This is a genomic window from Dysgonomonas termitidis (genome assembly GCF_054657735.1).
The window spans coordinates 630,048-645,718 of sequence record NZ_BAAHYD010000003.1; the positions used below are offsets into that span (position 1 = coordinate 630,048).

The following is a 15,671-nucleotide window of genomic DNA, read 5'->3' on the forward strand; positions in this document are numbered from 1 at the left end:
TATTTATATAGAGGCCGGATGATGAATGATCGATGTCCGTTTTCTTTACAAACTGCTTTTATTGATCGGATAAAACAACTTAATTAAGGTTTGATTCTTTGGTTTTAATATTTTTTTAGAACTTTGTGCTTAAATTATACTGAATATAGAGTGATAGTGCCGGTTTACAGAGAAAATAAATAGAAGCGTTTTATAAGCAGTATTTATGCAAAGAAAAATACAGGAAATAATATTTTATTATGCTTATTTTTCTCCTGAATATTTGGGAGTCGGTATTGTTTTGTTAAAGAACTTTTCACGCTATAACCGTGCCTTGGAAAAAAATGGCTTTATTCTGATTTATTAATTAGAATAAAGCCATTATTGTAATACACAAAAAATATAGAAATAACAGGGCATATATACTTTGGGCTATAACATATGAAACTTATCCTACACGTATAAAACCGCAATAATATGACAGAACCTTTTGATCTGAAATCGTTTAATAAATTTTATACAGATTATCATCCTCGTTTTATCCGTTTTGCAAATACATATGTAAGGGATATATCCATTGCGGAGGATATCACCACAGAAGCTTTTATGGCATACTGGGAGAACAGGCAGAATCTTGCATCCGGGTCTAACGTTAAAGCTTATGTATTGACTATCATAAAAAACAAGTGCCTTAATTATCTCGAACATAAAAGTCTGCAAAATAAAACACTCGACAATATACAGACTCTGGCGCACTGGGAGCTCAATATGCGTATTACAACACTTTCGGCGTGTAATCCGGAAGAGCTTTTTTCGGCAGAAGTGGAAAAGATAATCAATCAGACCCTGGCGTCTCTGCCGGAAAGAACGCTGGAAATTTTTAGAATGAGCCGTTACGAAAATAAATCACATAAGGAAATAGCAGAGGCGTTGAACATTACAACGAAGGGTGTCGAGTTTCATATCACAAAAGCTTTGTCGCAGCTTCGTTCCAGCCTTAAAGATTACATGTCTGTATTCCTGGCATTCTTCTCTATTTAAAAAAAAACGATTTTTCTACTAGGGATGTTTGTGTCTCACCTGTTGTTTATATAGAGGTTAATGAAAAATGGATTTTAAACTATTATATAAATTTTTTGAAGGTCTTACGACTCAGGCTGAAGATGAGCTTATAAGGCAGTGGGTAACGGATTCTCCTGAGAATGAGAAACGCTTTTTCGAAGAACGGAGGATGTTTGACGCCATACTTCTTAATAGTAAAGAGCTGGATATTGAAGAGAATACAGGGCAGTTGCCTGTCCCTTCCGGAAATCGCCGGCGTATATCTGCCTATTTTAGAGAATTTATAAAGATAGCGGCAGTCATAGCCATTACTTTATCCGGCAGCTGGTATTATTTCCTCCATTTAAATAAGACAGACAGGCGAGTAGCTGTCCAAACGATTTCGGTACCTGCCGGACAGCGTTTAAACATAATATTGCCGGATGGAACGGATGTGTGGCTGAATGCCAAAACAACAATAAAATACCCTGTGTCCTTTAACGAAAAAGAACGGTTGATATTGTTGGAAGGACAAGCCTATTTTAATGTTGCAAAGAATAAAGATGTACCTTTTCTTGTTAAAACGCAAGACGGCATAATCCAGGCGCTAGGTACAAAGTTTGATGTAATGGCCTATCCGGACACTCGCAGTTTCGAAACAATGCTGATGGAAGGGAAAGTAAAAGTAAGGGCTGCATGCGATTCTTTACGGTCGGTAATATTAACGCCTAACAATAAGGCGTATCTGAAAAACGGAAAGTTGGAAACCGAATATGTAGACGACTTTAGTGCTTATGAATGGAAGGATGGCCTGATTAGCTTCAAGAATGAACCTTTTGCCCAAATAATGAAATCGTTTGAGAAGGTATATGATATAAAAATTATAATTGAAAATCCTCAGGTTGGCAATCTTATATACACAGGTAAATTCCGTGTTATAGATGGAGTAGACTATGCCTTGCGTGTATTGCAGAAGGATGTTAATTTCAAATATGAAAGGGATACCGAAAAGCATATTGTGTATATAAAATAGATATTGGCAGGCAGTGTGAAAAATAGATGTGTAAAGGACAGGATTTATCCGTAAAAGACATATAACCGCATAACGAAAGGGAATATGGTATTATAAATTGTTTTCTGTAATTTATTAATAAGTAGATACAATCAATCGTTTAACCTTATAAAAAAATGACCGCCTATGAGAAACATTTAAAAACGCTTTTATCGTGTAAACGAAAAAGCCAATAAGTGCGGCAACACCTATTGGCTAGGGAAATCAATACAATTTTTTAGACCGTATTAATCAAAAACATCGTAAATCTATGGAAAATAAAGTTTTTCACGACCGCTTTTTGTTGAAAAATGAAAAAATTAAACATTTTTTTAGAATCATGAAAATCACGACGTTACTATTGTTTGTCGGAATGCTCTCTATTTATGCCGAAGACTCTTACTCCCAAAAGGCAAGAGTTACCATCAACGAAAAAAATATTCGTCTTGATAAGGTTTTGACCGAAATAGAGAAACAGACCGATTATTTGTTCATCTATAACGATAAAGTAGAAACAGACCAAAACGTATCTGTGAAGGCTAATACAAAGCCTGTTTACCAGGTGTTGAACGATTTGTTTAAAGAAACGAATGTCAGTTATTCGATGGAAGGCTCACATATCATTCTGTCGAATAAAAACGGACAGGGTGCCCTTGCTGTAAATACTCCTTTACAGGAAGGAAAAACAATAACCGGTAAAGTTCAGGACGAACAGGGAGAACCGTTGGTCGGGGTAAGTGTCGCGGTAAAAGGGACTACCACCGGAACTGTAACAGACATGGATGGAGCATATACGCTCAAAGTAGCGAATCCGAATGCCGCACTGGTCTTTTCTTTTATTGGCTTTGTTACTCAGGAAGTAGAATTGAAAGGACAAAGTCTTGTAAATATAACTTTGACGGAAGATGTAAAAATGCTTGATGATATTGTTGTCACTGCGTTAGGTATCAAAAGGCAGCAAAGATCATTGGGTTATTCAACTACTTCTGTGGGAGGTGATGACTTTACACAGTCACGTGATATTAATATAGGGAATGCGCTTTCGGGTAAAGTCGCCGGAGTATCTGTAGCGGGTAATGCCACCGGAGCAGGCGGTAGTAGCCGTGTAATCATTCGTGGAAACGCTTCCCTGACAGGGAATAACCAGCCTCTGTATGTAATCGATGGAGTTCCGTTCAATAACTCCAATCTAGGAAGTGCAGGTACATGGGGGGGAATGGATATGGGTGACGGATTGTCTAATATCAGTCCGGATGATATTGCCAGTATCCAGGTTCTGAAAGGTGCTGCTGCATCCGCGCTTTATGGATACCGCGGAGGTAATGGGGCCATTTTGGTTACAACTAAATCAGGAAAGAAAGGGCAACCGACCAGTATTGAATTTAACAACAGCCTGACATTCAATAATATTTACGATTACCGTGATTTCCAGAAAACATTTGGTCAGGGAGAAAACGGTATACGCCCGATGACCCAGGAGTCTGCGGTAAAAACGGAAACTTCAAGCTGGGGTGAACGCCTCGACGGCGGAAAAGCCATAAATTTTTTGGGAAATGAATACAAATATTCATATGTCGACAACTGGGATAGCTTTTACCGTACCGGGGTCAATGACGCAGCTTCGTTATCGGTGAGCGGAGCATCCGACAAGATAATCTACCGTTTTGGGCTGTCTAATATGTATGATAAAAGCATCCTTCCTAATTCATACATCAGTCAGCAGGGTATCAACATGAACAGCACCTATAATGTAACTTCAAAGATACAGTTGATGGTGAATGCCAACTATGTGTTTGAAAAATTCAAAGGGCGTTCCAATCTATCGGATGGAAACGGAAACACCAACGCATCATTGCTATACAGGGCCAACTCCTTTGACGTACGCTGGCTGGAACGCGGGACACCCGGGTCAGACTGGGGTACGACAGCAGACGGAAAGGAATTGATCGGAGGAGATAATGTATATTTCAATAATCCATACTGGTTACAATACAGAAAAACAAACGAGACAAATAAGAATCGTTTGACTGGAGGTCTCACTTTGAAATATGACATCTTTGACTGGTTGTATATACAAGGGGCGGTAACCCGTGACGGATACAGCCTTGATTTCAAGCAGGTTCAACCAATGGGTGCTGCAGCTGACCCTGCCGGTTGGCTGACAGAATATTCAAAAACCTTTTCTGAAATAAATCTGAACTATTTGATCGGATTCAACAAAACCTTTGGGGACTGGAGTACCGCAGCTACTTTTGGAGGAAACCGCCAGCGTAACATTACGAAACAGTGGATGGCAGATGGTGTTCGTCCGTTTCTTGTTCCGGGATTCACCTCTGTAAATAATGTAGGAAACCGCCCTATGAGTAAGAGTCATATTGAATATCGTGTCAATTCGATCTATGCGACAGCTGACTTCGGATATAAAAATCAGATATTCCTGAATCTTACAGGAAGAAATGACTGGTTTTCAACACTGAATCCGGATAATAATAGTTATTTCTACCCTTCTGCCGGCGTATCATGGGTATTTACAGATACTTTCGATGTTCCGGCCGCGTTTGAATTTGGTAAAGTACGTGTAGCATATGCTTCCGCTTCGAATGGAACCGATCCGTATCAGAATATACTGACATATAAACTAAATAATTATATATTCAACGGACAAAATAATGCCACAGTCAATAATGAAACTTATCCGAACCCGAATCTGAAACCCGTCCGCATTTCAGAGTGGGAGGCGGGCCTGAATCTTGCCTTCTTTAAGAACCGTTTGTCTTTTGATATGGCTTATTATATAAAGAATACTAAAGACGACATCGCCAGAATTACGACCAGCAGTGCTTCCGGCTTTAGCTCAACTATCATGAATGTAGGAGAAATTAAAAATAATGGGCTCGAATTTATGGTAGATGCCGTGCCTGTACAGACCCAGAACTTGATGTGGAATACGACTTTTAATATTGCCTATAATAACAGCGAAGTAAAATATCTGGGCGAAAACGGAGGAATTCCCGTAACAAATCTAAGTATAGACGGTGCCTCCGCGCGCAGTGGAAATGTAACCGTACAAAATATCGTAGGTAAACCATACGGCGAGCTGGTAGGTTATAAATACAAACGGGTCGATGGACAGATTGTTTATAAAGATGGTATAGCTCAGAGTTCGGATGAACTTGAAAATTTAGGTTCGGGAGTATATAAACTGACAGGAGGATGGCGCAATCAGCTTACATTCAAAGACTGGACATTGTCATTCCTGATAGATTTTAAATTAGGAGCTAAATTATTTTCTGGAACAAACTATTCTTTATACAGCAACGGACTTCACAAAAACACTCTTGAAGGTAGAGGTGAAGATGGTAAAGGTACTATCATAGGAAATGGAGTAATGCTGGATGCGTCAGGCAACTACGTTGCAAACAATGTCGCTGTGTCGGCACAGGAATACTGGAAAGGAATTGTGTCAAACAATATCGCTGAAGAATTCATTTATAATGCCAGCTTCATAAAATTCCGTGAATTGTCATTAGGGTACAATTTTCCAAAATCTATATTAGGACAGAACAGCGCGGTAAAAGGATTGTCCGTTTCTTTGGTGGCACGTAATCTATGGACTATCTTGAAACACACCGACAATATAGATCCGGAATCCGCATACAATAATACTAACGGACAAGGACTGGAGTTGAACGGATACCCGGCTGTAAGAAGTCTCGGATTCAATGTGAACATTAAGTTTTAATCTTGTAAAATAGGATAATGATGAAAAAAATAATTCTATATATATATGCAACAGTTTGCTTGATCGGTTTTACTACAAGTTGCAATGATTTTGGAGATGTAAATAATGATCCCGAACATTTAAATCCGGGAAATATGGATTATGGTTTGATGTTCACTCAGGTACAATCCCAAATAGCAGGGTCCGACTGGGATATTTGGCGTAATTCATGTATATATGCAGCTAATATGATGCAGCATACTGCATCGGCCGATTGGTCCCAGGGTGTTTTCTATACCTGGTCCGAAGGATATAATGCCGCTTATTGGGATGGTTTTTATGTAGGAGGCAGAGCTCCTATAAGAAATATAATTGAGGTAATAGCCCAGTGGAAAGATAAGCCGGGCTATGCGAATGAGGTACAGTACGCCAGGGTAATGAAAGCTTTCATGCTTCACCGCATGACCGATCTTTACGGGGATGTTCCTTACTTTGAAGCTGGCCAGCCAAGTCTTACCGGTTATCCGAAATACGATACCCAGGAATCGATCTATGATGACTTACTGAAAGAACTGGATGAAGTAAATACTGCGCTAAGTAGTCCTTCGTCCCAGAATACTATTGGTAGTGCGGACGTAATATATAAAGGTAATCCTGAAAAATGGCGCAAATTTGCAAATTCACTGATGCTTCGCATAGCAATGAGACTTAGTAAAGCAGATGCCGGAAAAGCTAAAACATGGACAGAAAAGGCCGTGGCTAACGGATTATTTACAAACGCTGAAGACAACGCGGCATTACCTCATGCCGATGGGTTGGTAACGGACGACTCAGCTGAACCTTTCGGGAAAATCCTTTCGAATGAGGACCCGGCTAAGTTTTATTTAAGCGAATATTTTATTGGTCAGCTAAAAGAGACAAAAGATCCCCGTATCCATTTGATCGCGACAAGATGTTCTACTAATCCTGAAGAAAAATGGTTAGGTGATTTCGATTTCGGAGATAGCTCCGATGCCGGCAAACTGATAGGCTTACCTATAGGGTACAGAGCTGCAGAAGGTAATTGGGATTTAGCGAACGCTCCCGGTTACCCCGGACAAGATTGGAGAAAATACTATGCCTTGCCGAACAGAAAAACATATTCCCGTCCCGATGTGCCGTCAATGCTAGTCACATATACCGAGAATAATTTACTCCTGGCAGATGCTGCTGCGCGGGGTTTTATTCCGGGTGGAAATGCTACTGCAAAAGAATATCTCGAAAAGGGAATAAGAGCGGCTATGCATCAATTCTCATTCTATATAGCCGCCAGGACAGAATATAATCTTTATTTGTCAGATGCAAGCATAAATGATTATGTCACCGAAGCTTTGAACAGGTTTGATGCAAACCAGCTCAAAGAGATCAACTGGCAATATTATGTCACGACGTTTGGCGATGAATATGAAACATTTGCTAACTGGCGCCGCACAGGATATCCTGAAATAAAGTCAGTTTATGCTGCGCCTCACAACCGTCCGACTTATCCGAACAGCATAAGCTCGGAGATTCCCCGCAGGTTTACGTATCCGATAAACGAGTCTCAGAATAATGCGGGAAACTATAACGATGCAGTCAAGAGGCTTTCGGATGGAGACAAGATGACGTCTCGTGTCTGGTGGGACAAGGAATAATCCGATATTCTTCTGATCATAAGCAGGAAGTACCCCTAAAATAAGGTGCTTTCTGCTTTCGGGTCTAAGATACCCCGACCAGCTTTGCAGCCCTCGTTCCGTATCTTTTTGTCCATGAGAGATCCCATTGTTTTGATATCATTTTGGGAACTCCGTTTTCAAATAAATGCGTAAGATGGCATAAAAAAATTTCTTCTAAAAAGATAATATTTTATAACAGCCTGTAATCAGGTATTCAAACAAAAGGCAGAGAAGGGGGTTGTCTTTAAAAAGACCGCCCTGTTCTTTATCTGTTATAAATTATTAAATGATTGACAAATATCTTTTTGTTTCAGTTTATTATGTAAATTTGTCATAATTGTAATTGTTGCCTGTGAATCTTTGATTAATTCTGGATATAATAATGCCTTCAGATATCGTAGAGCGGGCTTGGAAACTATAAATCGAATATAACAAAACTAAATATACAATTAAAAATCAGACAATGAGATCGAATTTTAATCGCATTGCAAAAACAATCTGTTTGGGTATTATCTCAGGCACTTTGTTTTATTCATGTAATGAATCGGAAAAAGGTACGGAACTTGTAAATCTTACCCAGTACGTCGATCCTTATATAGGGACAGGTGATCATGGGCATGTATTTGTAGGAGCCGACGTTCCGTTCGGATTGGTACAGTTGGGCCCTACAAACTTTTCTCAGGGCTGGGACTGGTGTTCGGGTTATCATATCACCGACTCCACAATTATCGGATTCGGACATATGCACCTGAGTGGTACAGGAATAGGTGATCTCGGTGATATTGGCTTTATGCCGGCTACCGGCGATGTAAAACTTACACGGGGAAATCTGAAAGATCCTGAGTCGGGGATTTATTCATTATTCAGAAGGGAAACTGAAAAAGTAAAACCCGGTTATTATGCTGTACATCTCGACAGGTTTAATGTCGATGTGGAACTGACAGCAACCAAGAGGGTAGGTTTCCATAAATATACATTCCCCCGGTCCGATTTGTCGAAAGTTATTATCGACCTGCAACATGGTATAGGCTGGGATGCTCCCGTGGAAGGTTATCTGACTCAGGAGAATGATTCTGTCATATCGGGTTACCGCTATTCGAAAGGCTGGGCTAATGACCAGAAGATTTTCTTCACAGCTGTTTTCTCCAAGCCGATGAAGGGATTTATTGTGTCGGATACTACCGCTGTGCAGGAAGGTAACACCATAAAGGCGACAAGGGCATACGGACAGGTACTGTTCGATACAAAGGATAAAGAGGATATATTTGTAAAAGTGGCCTTGTCCCCGGTAAGTATCGATAATGCAAAACTGAATATGCAGGCTGAACTTTCGGGCTGGGATTTTGAGAAGACTGTCGCCGATGCAGATAAAGCTTGGAATGAAGAACTGAATAAAATCATTATTACAACGGACAACGAGCAGACTAAACGTACATTCTATACGGCGCTTTATCATACAATGATAGCTCCTTCCGAATTCTGTGACGTGAATAACGATTACAGAGGCTCTGACGGACAAATGCATGAGAAAGGCGCGTTTAAGAATTATACGACATTCTCGTTGTGGGATACCTATCGTGCGGCTCATCCGTTGATGTCGATTATACATCCCGAAAAGATGAGCGATATTGTCAACACGATGCTCACAATATATAAACAGCAGGGTAAACTGCCCGTATGGCATCTGATGGGTTGCGAAACCGATTGTATGGTGGGTAATCTGGGGATTTCGGTTGTAGCGGACGCTATCCTGAAAGGATATGACGGATTTGATAAGGAACTGGCGTTCGAAGCGATGAAAAATTCGGCAATGCTGGACGAAAGAGGCTTGAAATACCTGAAAGAATATGGCTATATCCCTTACGACAAAGGAGAGAGCGAAGGCTTGTCGAAATGTATGGAATATGCTATCGCTGACTGGAGTATAGCCCAGGTGGCTCAAAAGTTGGGTAAAACGGAAGATTATGATTACTTCCTGAAGCGGAGTAAATCTTATACACATTATTTCGATAAATCGGTAGGATTTATGAGAGGCCTGTCGTCTGACGGTAAGTTCAGGACCCCGTTCAATCCGTTTGAATCCGTCCACCGCGATAATGACTATACAGAGGGTAATGCATGGCAATATACATGGCTGGTACCACACGATATAAAAGGACTTGTAGACTTGTTCGGAAGTAAAGAGACATTTGTTCAGAAGCTGGATTCCCTGTTTATCGTGGAAGGTTCGCTGGGTGAGCATGCATCCCCGGATATCAGCGGGCTGATAGGCCAATATGCCCACGGAAACGAGCCCAGCCATCATATCCTGTATATATATCCTTACATCGGTCAACCGTGGAAGACTGCCGACAAGGTACGTCAGGTAATGTCGGAACTTTACCACGACCAGCCGGCCGGACTTTCGGGAAATGAGGATGTAGGCCAGATGTCGGCATGGTATGTATTGTCTGCTCTGGGCTTTTACCAGGTTGAGCCGGCCGGAGGTAAATATATTTTCGGAAGTCCCGTTATAAATGAAGCAACAGTTAAGGTAAAAGACGGAAAGACTCTTAAAATTGTAGCGAAAGATAATAGTGCTGCTAATAAGTACATCCAGAGTGTGACATTTAACGGCAAAGACTACGATAAGTTCTATATAGACTTTAAAGACATAGAAGCCGGTGGTACACTGGAATTTGTGATGGGGGATAAGCCGTCCGAAACCTGGGGTACAAGAGGTGAAATATAAGATATAGAATCCCTTTTACACATCATAGGGATTTTTATTAAGGGTGAAGCCGCCAGAAGTGATTCTCGCGGCTTTGATTTTTGGTCCCCTATTCCCCTTTGGGGTGGTTGGGTGAGGCTCCTCTACCACTCAATTGGTTCAATCCCTTTCGATTTCAGATATTTATTTGCTTCGCTGAAATGATTGTTCCCAAAGAATCCGTTGTGCGCGGATAATGGCGATGGATGTACTGATCTTAATACTAGATGTTTATTCGTATCTATGAATGCTGCCTTTCTCTGGGCGTAAGCACCCCAGAGGATAAATACAATATTTTCACGTCCTTCGGCTAATTTATGTATAGCCGCATCGGTAAATGTTTCCCAGCCTTTTTTCTGGTGAGAACCAGCCATGTGCGCCTGTACGGTCAGTGTAGCGTTGAGGAGCAATACACCCTGATTTGCCCAGCGCGTCAGATTACCTGATCCGGGTACAGGGATTCCCATGTCGCGGTTTATTTCTTTGAAGATATTTACCAGAGAGGGAGGGGCCGGCATACCATCAGGTACGGAAAAAGACAAGCCATGTGCCTGACCGTCGTTGTGATATGGGTCTTGTCCGAGAATTACCACTTTTACCTTGTCGAATGGAGTGTGTTCGAAAGCATTGAATATTAATTTCGCAGGAGGGAATATTTGTTTTGTACGGTATTCATGTCTCACAAAATCAGTTAGTTCTACAAAATAGTCTTTGTCGAATTCATCTTTCAACTGTTCTTTCCAACTTTCCTCTATTTTTACATCCATAATTCGTAAGTTAGTTTTATGTTAGATACTAAGTAACTGCTCAAATTAACAAATTGCCGGGTATAAAGATACAATTTTTGTGATGTAGTCCGATAAAAATAAATCATGGATTAGGGTAACCGCTCTTAGTGTAGTTTAACTTGTAACTAAAAATAGGACGTTAACACCCCCCCCCGATGGCGCGGACTTCCAGTCCGTGTCTTATTGACAGGGCAAAAATGTTTGCTACGCAACACACAGACGGGACGTCTGCGCGAGCGGGCGCTAAGAAAAACTTTTTGGGTGAAGAAGTAAAGTTTCTATTATAAAATAAGTAGTGGCAATCAGTGATTGAAGTGATTATTGTAGGATATAAATGTTCAATTTTTAGTTACAAGTTACTACGCCCTGTGGGCAGTTACGAGTTACGAGTCGGCTGACGCACGTATGGCCAGAGCCTGAAGAACCTTTGTCTTGTCGCCGCATCGCGATTCCGGCCTCGTCCCGCGCGAGCGGGCGCGTGTTGTCTTTAGGGGCTTTGCTCCTGGTTGCGCGTCAGCAGGCGCCGTATACTTCACGGACGGGGTACCCGTAGGATTAAAAGACGAAAAAAACGGAAACGTGTTTGAGCTTATCCGCCAATTCGTATTTTACGACTTTTAGAGCGAGTTTTTCCGTTTCGTCTTTTTGTCCGTTACGGGTCGGCCTTTGAAGTGGGGCGCTAAAGCACTTTTGGTTCCTTTTGGGGCTTTGGCCAAAAGGAACACAAGGAATTTTAATTCCGCGTAGAAAAAATGCATAGAATAATTGAACGTTAAAATCCAACTGCTGATTCGCATAATATGCTGTGTTAATTTTTTATGAAATCAAAATACATTTATCTATACTAAAAAAAGCAGATAATGGATAAATAGTCATTGCCTGCCGCACACCTATAATTATTTAAAAAATATGGCAAAGTATAGTGAAGAATTAGTGGATAAAATCGTTTTTCTTATCGAAGAAGAGTTTTATACTACGACTCAGGTATGTAAGGCATTGGGTTTTAGCAGGCAGGCTTATTATAGCTGGATGGATACGAAACCCGGATTCAGGAAAGAGGTGGACATGGCCGTCAGCCGCCGTAGCGAAGCGATGCAGACAATGATGCAGGTCGCGCTGAAAAAGAAACTGGAGGGATATATGACAACAGTGGAAAAGGATATATATGTTCCTGATGAAAGGAATCCTGATGAACTGGTTTTCAAATCGAAAGTGATAATAAAGAAGGAATGTCCTCCTGATCTGCGGACAATAAAGATGTTGCTGGAAAGGAACAGCCCCTCCCGGCCTCCCCAAGGGGAGGAGATGTATACGACGAGAGATAATCGAGTGATTGAGGAAGAGACCGTTACAGATAACATAAAAAAGGATATTATTGAAGATGAAGAAAAAGAGGTTTCGGAAGTGATTGAGGAGAATGAAGATGCAGAGGCTGCGGAGATGATGGAAAAACCGGATAAGGCCTGTGCCGGGCAGCGGCAAGGAACAGGCACGGCCGTGATAGTGAGTAACAGAAGGCCGGTATATAATAAGGGAAAGAAAAGAAAGAAAAAGCGAAGAGGTAATTAAGTATTCCATAAATATTAATGATATACTTTTCTTTCTCTTGTCATGCTGACGAAGGAAGCATCCCGACCCATTTGTCAGGGAAAGAAGGAAAGAGATACTTCGTTCCTCAGGATGACAAGAATATATTAATATATTACCCCCCAAACGATTTATATATATTAGATAGTAAGAGAGGACAGGCGCAAACGCCTTTTGTCTAAAGGGATTGAGAGAGATGCACCCCCGAACGCGCCGCAAAACGAAAACTATTTTTCTTATATTTTACTTATATCGTAGGTGAATTTTTTTTGAGGCTTTAAATGAGGTTTAAAGGGGTTTTAAATACTTTTTCTATTGCAGTGTAATATTCTAAATATCGTTTACGTAAAGCATTACGTAAAGTTTAGGTTAACTAAATTAAAGTGTCAAAATGATTTCACGGGAACGATGTTTAAATGTTAAAATATTACGCAGGCGAACAGGAAGGCGAACAACAGACGAACAAAAATTAAATATCAAAATGCTATTTAAAATATAACAGGGGAATAAACAGCGGAACAACGGCGGAACAAAATTATTTTATCAAATTGTCAGTTTTATAGGGTATTCCATCAATAAAAATAAATTCTATTTCTGAAAGTTTTATAATAGTGCTTTCGGAGGTTATAAAACAATTTATTTGCTCTGTCTCAAAAATAATCCACTTCTTTTGTATTGGAGGTTGCCACCTCCAGTATTTTTTATAGTAAGTAGCGTTTTTCCTTTCTCCGTTGTATAACACTATGTTATATTGCTGTTTATCTTTTAATTCCATGATAAAATAAAAAAAGGGTATTTCTAAAAATACCCTAAAGCCTCTCACATATCCCGAAAGATTTTGCAATGGCCGGTGGCTCTACAAAGGTAGTAAAAAAAGTTTAAAGTTTGTAAGGCTTACAAACTTTATTATAAGCTATATCAATATATTTCATTAAAATATCAAGCCTTACAAACTTTGTCATAGAATTTAAACAAAATTTTATTTTATGGCAAAAAATTCATTCAGAGTCAGTGCATTGAAACAAGGCGGGAAAGCATTGATAAGGATAACGGGAACTATCGAAGAGTCAAGTTCCGCATTATTCCAATCACAAATTGACAGCCTTATAGAAGATGGTATAAACGATGTACATCTTTACATCAATAGTGAGGGCGGTTCGTGCTTTGCCGCCGCTGAAATTGTAAATATCATTCAATCGAATTTTAGCGGACGTATTACAGGCGAGGGCGGCGCGTTGGTTGCAAGTGCCTCAACATTCATCGCATTACATTGCAGTACGTTTGTGATGCCTGAAAACGGTATGTTTATGATACACAAACCATCGGGAACTAAAGAGGGCAATGCAAGAGATTTGGAATCATTTACAAAATTGCTGCGTGATATTGAAAATCAATATTATAACGTATATAAAAATAGAGTAGTAGATGTTTCGATTTTAGACGAACAATGGAACGCGGGCGACTGGTGGATGACAGCACAGGAAGCCAAAGAAAACGGCTTTATCACGGAAGTTAAAGAGCAAATAACTATTGACAGCAAAACGGCAGCTTTGATTTCGGCGTGTGGTTGTCCCCGTTCAAAATTTCCACAAGGAAAAAGTAATCAAAAAGCAAATGAAAATACAGGCGATGAACTTACACAAATCGCTGAGGCTTTGGATTTACCTACTGATGCAACCCTAAAACAAATATTAGAAGCTATTGCCGTACTTAAAGGAGAGGAGACGCCGGAAAAAGCAGTTGAGACGGCTATTAAGGTCGGTGCAATAGAGGCTTATGAAAAAAGCGAATTCCTGATAATAGCCAAAAACAACCCTAAAACCTTGATAGGGCTTATACGTAAAAGAAAAGAGCAAACAAAATCACAATTGAATGCGAAAATAGATAAAACGTTAAATACGGCAATCCTCGAAAAACGATTTGTAGCAACGGCAAAAGGTGCATGGAAAGTATTATTTGACCTTGATTTTGATGCGGCAAACGCGGTATTACAGCATATTGAGCCATTGCAAAAGATAGATTTCAAACAACCGCATACAAGCGGCGGGAATCGTGCCGGCTGGACGCTGGACGATTACCGAAAAAAAGACCCGAAAGCATTGCTAAAAGACCCGGAACTATACGACCGATTATTAGAAAAAGAACAAATTAAATAATTATAAATCAAAGAATTTAAGTATGTCAGGACTAAAGAAAGAAGTTTGGATTAACCAACTGAAAGAAAGATTTTACCCGGATAGTTCGTTTCTCAATTATGTAAAAGATTTCAGCGCATTGGTAGATAATGATGCATTGAATTTAGCAGAGGCGGGAATCGACCCTAATGTATTGATAAATAATACAACTTACCCAATTGCGGTTGTAAAACGCGAGGACACACCTATACGCATCGAATTGGATTTGTTTGAAACAGAAAATTCCCTTGTCCGTAGACCGGAAGCTATTGAATACGCATACAACCAATTAGAGAGCGTAATAATGGGTCATCGCAACGTATTAAAAGCCACCACAGGAGCAAAAGCCGCACATGCTTACGCTCCTGATGAGAACACGGTCGATACGCCGGTAATACAAACAACAGGCGAGGCATATAAAGGGCGAAAGCGTATGTCATTTGAAGATATTTTGTATCTGAAAGAATATTTTGATAATGCAAATATACCATTAGAGAATCGTTTTCTTGTATTGAACCCCGCACATCTTACAGACTTGATATCGTTTGATATTAAGGCGTTCAAATCAATTACGGATTTTGTAAACGGACAGCCGAACCGCTTCGCTGGCTTTGGTATGCTTCAATTCTCAAAAACGGCTTATTATGACAGCGATTTGAAGAAAAAGGCTTTTGCATCCGTACCGATGGATGGTGACGGGTTTTGTTCGTTTGCGTTCCAAGGCGATGAGGTAATGAAAGCGGACGGCGATATACATATGTACGCAACGATGGACGACCCGAAAGAACGGGCGGCAATAGTGGGCTTTGATAAACGTTTTGTTGCCTTGCCTATCCGCAATAAGGGTATAGGGGCAATAGTGAGTACAAACGCTTAAAATCACATCC

The 15,671-nt window shown here is 40.3% G+C and carries 10 protein-coding genes; 8 read left to right on the top strand and 2 right to left on the bottom strand.

All coding sequences use genetic code 11. The features are described from left to right. The first annotated feature begins 456 nt into the window (after positions 1-456). From ACYQ3L_RS23875 to ACYQ3L_RS23895, 5 genes are all read left to right on the top strand, one after another. On the top strand, positions 457-1,020 hold the full coding sequence (locus tag ACYQ3L_RS23875; RefSeq protein ID WP_379998833.1) for an RNA polymerase sigma-70 factor: 564 nt from the start codon (positions 457-459) through the stop codon (positions 1,018-1,020). Between the two features lie 67 nt (positions 1,021-1,087). Continuing rightward, positions 1,088-2,053, top strand: a complete 966-nt coding sequence (locus tag ACYQ3L_RS23880; RefSeq protein ID WP_379998835.1) for a FecR family protein — start codon at positions 1,088-1,090, stop codon at positions 2,051-2,053. A gap of 358 nt (positions 2,054-2,411) precedes the next feature. Further along, positions 2,412-5,813: a SusC/RagA family TonB-linked outer membrane protein gene (locus ACYQ3L_RS23885; RefSeq protein WP_379998837.1), complete on the top strand. Its 3,402-nt coding sequence runs from the start codon at positions 2,412-2,414 to the stop codon at positions 5,811-5,813. A 20-nt stretch (positions 5,814-5,833) separates the two neighbouring features. Next, positions 5,834-7,465 carry a SusD/RagB family nutrient-binding outer membrane lipoprotein gene (locus ACYQ3L_RS23890; RefSeq protein ID WP_379998839.1) on the top strand — a complete coding sequence of 544 codons (1,632 nt, stop codon included), beginning with the start codon at positions 5,834-5,836 and terminating at the stop codon, positions 7,463-7,465. A gap of 484 nt (positions 7,466-7,949) precedes the next feature. Continuing rightward, on the top strand, positions 7,950-10,217 hold the full coding sequence (locus tag ACYQ3L_RS23895) for a GH92 family glycosyl hydrolase (RefSeq protein ID WP_379998841.1): 2,268 nt from the start codon (positions 7,950-7,952) through the stop codon (positions 10,215-10,217). A 122-nt stretch (positions 10,218-10,339) separates the two neighbouring features. On the opposite strand, the gene ung is transcribed toward ACYQ3L_RS23895, so the two are convergent. Continuing rightward, positions 10,340-11,002 (bottom strand): uracil-DNA glycosylase, encoded by a 663-nt coding sequence (gene ung / locus ACYQ3L_RS23900; protein ID WP_291113096.1) that lies wholly within the window; start codon positions 11,000-11,002, stop codon positions 10,340-10,342. 930 nt (positions 11,003-11,932) lie between these two features. On the opposite strand from ung, the gene ACYQ3L_RS23905 reads away from it, so the two are divergent. Then, complete coding sequence (locus tag ACYQ3L_RS23905) at positions 11,933-12,592, top strand: hypothetical protein (protein ID WP_379998844.1); 660 nt, start codon at positions 11,933-11,935, stop codon at positions 12,590-12,592. Positions 12,593-13,145: 553 nt separating this feature from the next. On the opposite strand, the gene ACYQ3L_RS23910 is transcribed toward ACYQ3L_RS23905, so the two are convergent. Continuing rightward, positions 13,146-13,385 carry a hypothetical protein gene (locus ACYQ3L_RS23910; RefSeq protein WP_380002081.1) on the bottom strand — a complete coding sequence of 80 codons (240 nt, stop codon included), beginning with the start codon at positions 13,383-13,385 and terminating at the stop codon, positions 13,146-13,148. Between the two features lie 211 nt (positions 13,386-13,596). On the opposite strand from ACYQ3L_RS23910, the gene ACYQ3L_RS23915 reads away from it, so the two are divergent. Next, positions 13,597-14,766 carry a Clp protease ClpP gene (locus ACYQ3L_RS23915; protein WP_380002083.1) on the top strand — a complete coding sequence of 390 codons (1,170 nt, stop codon included), beginning with the start codon at positions 13,597-13,599 and terminating at the stop codon, positions 14,764-14,766. A 22-nt stretch (positions 14,767-14,788) separates the two neighbouring features. Continuing rightward, entirely contained in the window at positions 14,789-15,661 is an 873-nt protein-coding gene (locus ACYQ3L_RS23920) for a hypothetical protein (RefSeq protein ID WP_380002085.1), read from the top strand. Positions 15,662-15,671: the final 10 nt, after the last annotated feature.

What these genes read in the sequence shown, in the direction of transcription:
- ACYQ3L_RS23875 (WP_379998833.1), top strand. Translation starts at nt 457, where the DNA reads ATGACAGAACCTTTTGATCTGAAATCGTTTAATAAATTTTATACAGAT.
- ACYQ3L_RS23880 (WP_379998835.1), top strand. Translation starts at nt 1,088, where the DNA reads ATGGATTTTAAACTATTATATAAATTTTTTGAAGGTCTTACGACTCAG.
- ACYQ3L_RS23885 (WP_379998837.1), top strand. Translation starts at nt 2,412, where the DNA reads ATGAAAATCACGACGTTACTATTGTTTGTCGGAATGCTCTCTATTTAT.
- ACYQ3L_RS23890 (WP_379998839.1), top strand. Translation starts at nt 5,834, where the DNA reads ATGAAAAAAATAATTCTATATATATATGCAACAGTTTGCTTGATCGGT.
- ACYQ3L_RS23895 (WP_379998841.1), top strand. Translation starts at nt 7,950, where the DNA reads ATGAGATCGAATTTTAATCGCATTGCAAAAACAATCTGTTTGGGTATT.
- ung (WP_291113096.1), bottom strand. Translation starts at nt 11,002, where the DNA reads ATGGATGTAAAAATAGAGGAAAGTTGGAAAGAACAGTTGAAAGATGAA.
- ACYQ3L_RS23905 (WP_379998844.1), top strand. Translation starts at nt 11,933, where the DNA reads ATGGCAAAGTATAGTGAAGAATTAGTGGATAAAATCGTTTTTCTTATC.
- ACYQ3L_RS23910 (WP_380002081.1), bottom strand. Translation starts at nt 13,385, where the DNA reads ATGGAATTAAAAGATAAACAGCAATATAACATAGTGTTATACAACGGA.
- ACYQ3L_RS23915 (WP_380002083.1), top strand. Translation starts at nt 13,597, where the DNA reads ATGGCAAAAAATTCATTCAGAGTCAGTGCATTGAAACAAGGCGGGAAA.
- ACYQ3L_RS23920 (WP_380002085.1), top strand. Translation starts at nt 14,789, where the DNA reads ATGTCAGGACTAAAGAAAGAAGTTTGGATTAACCAACTGAAAGAAAGA.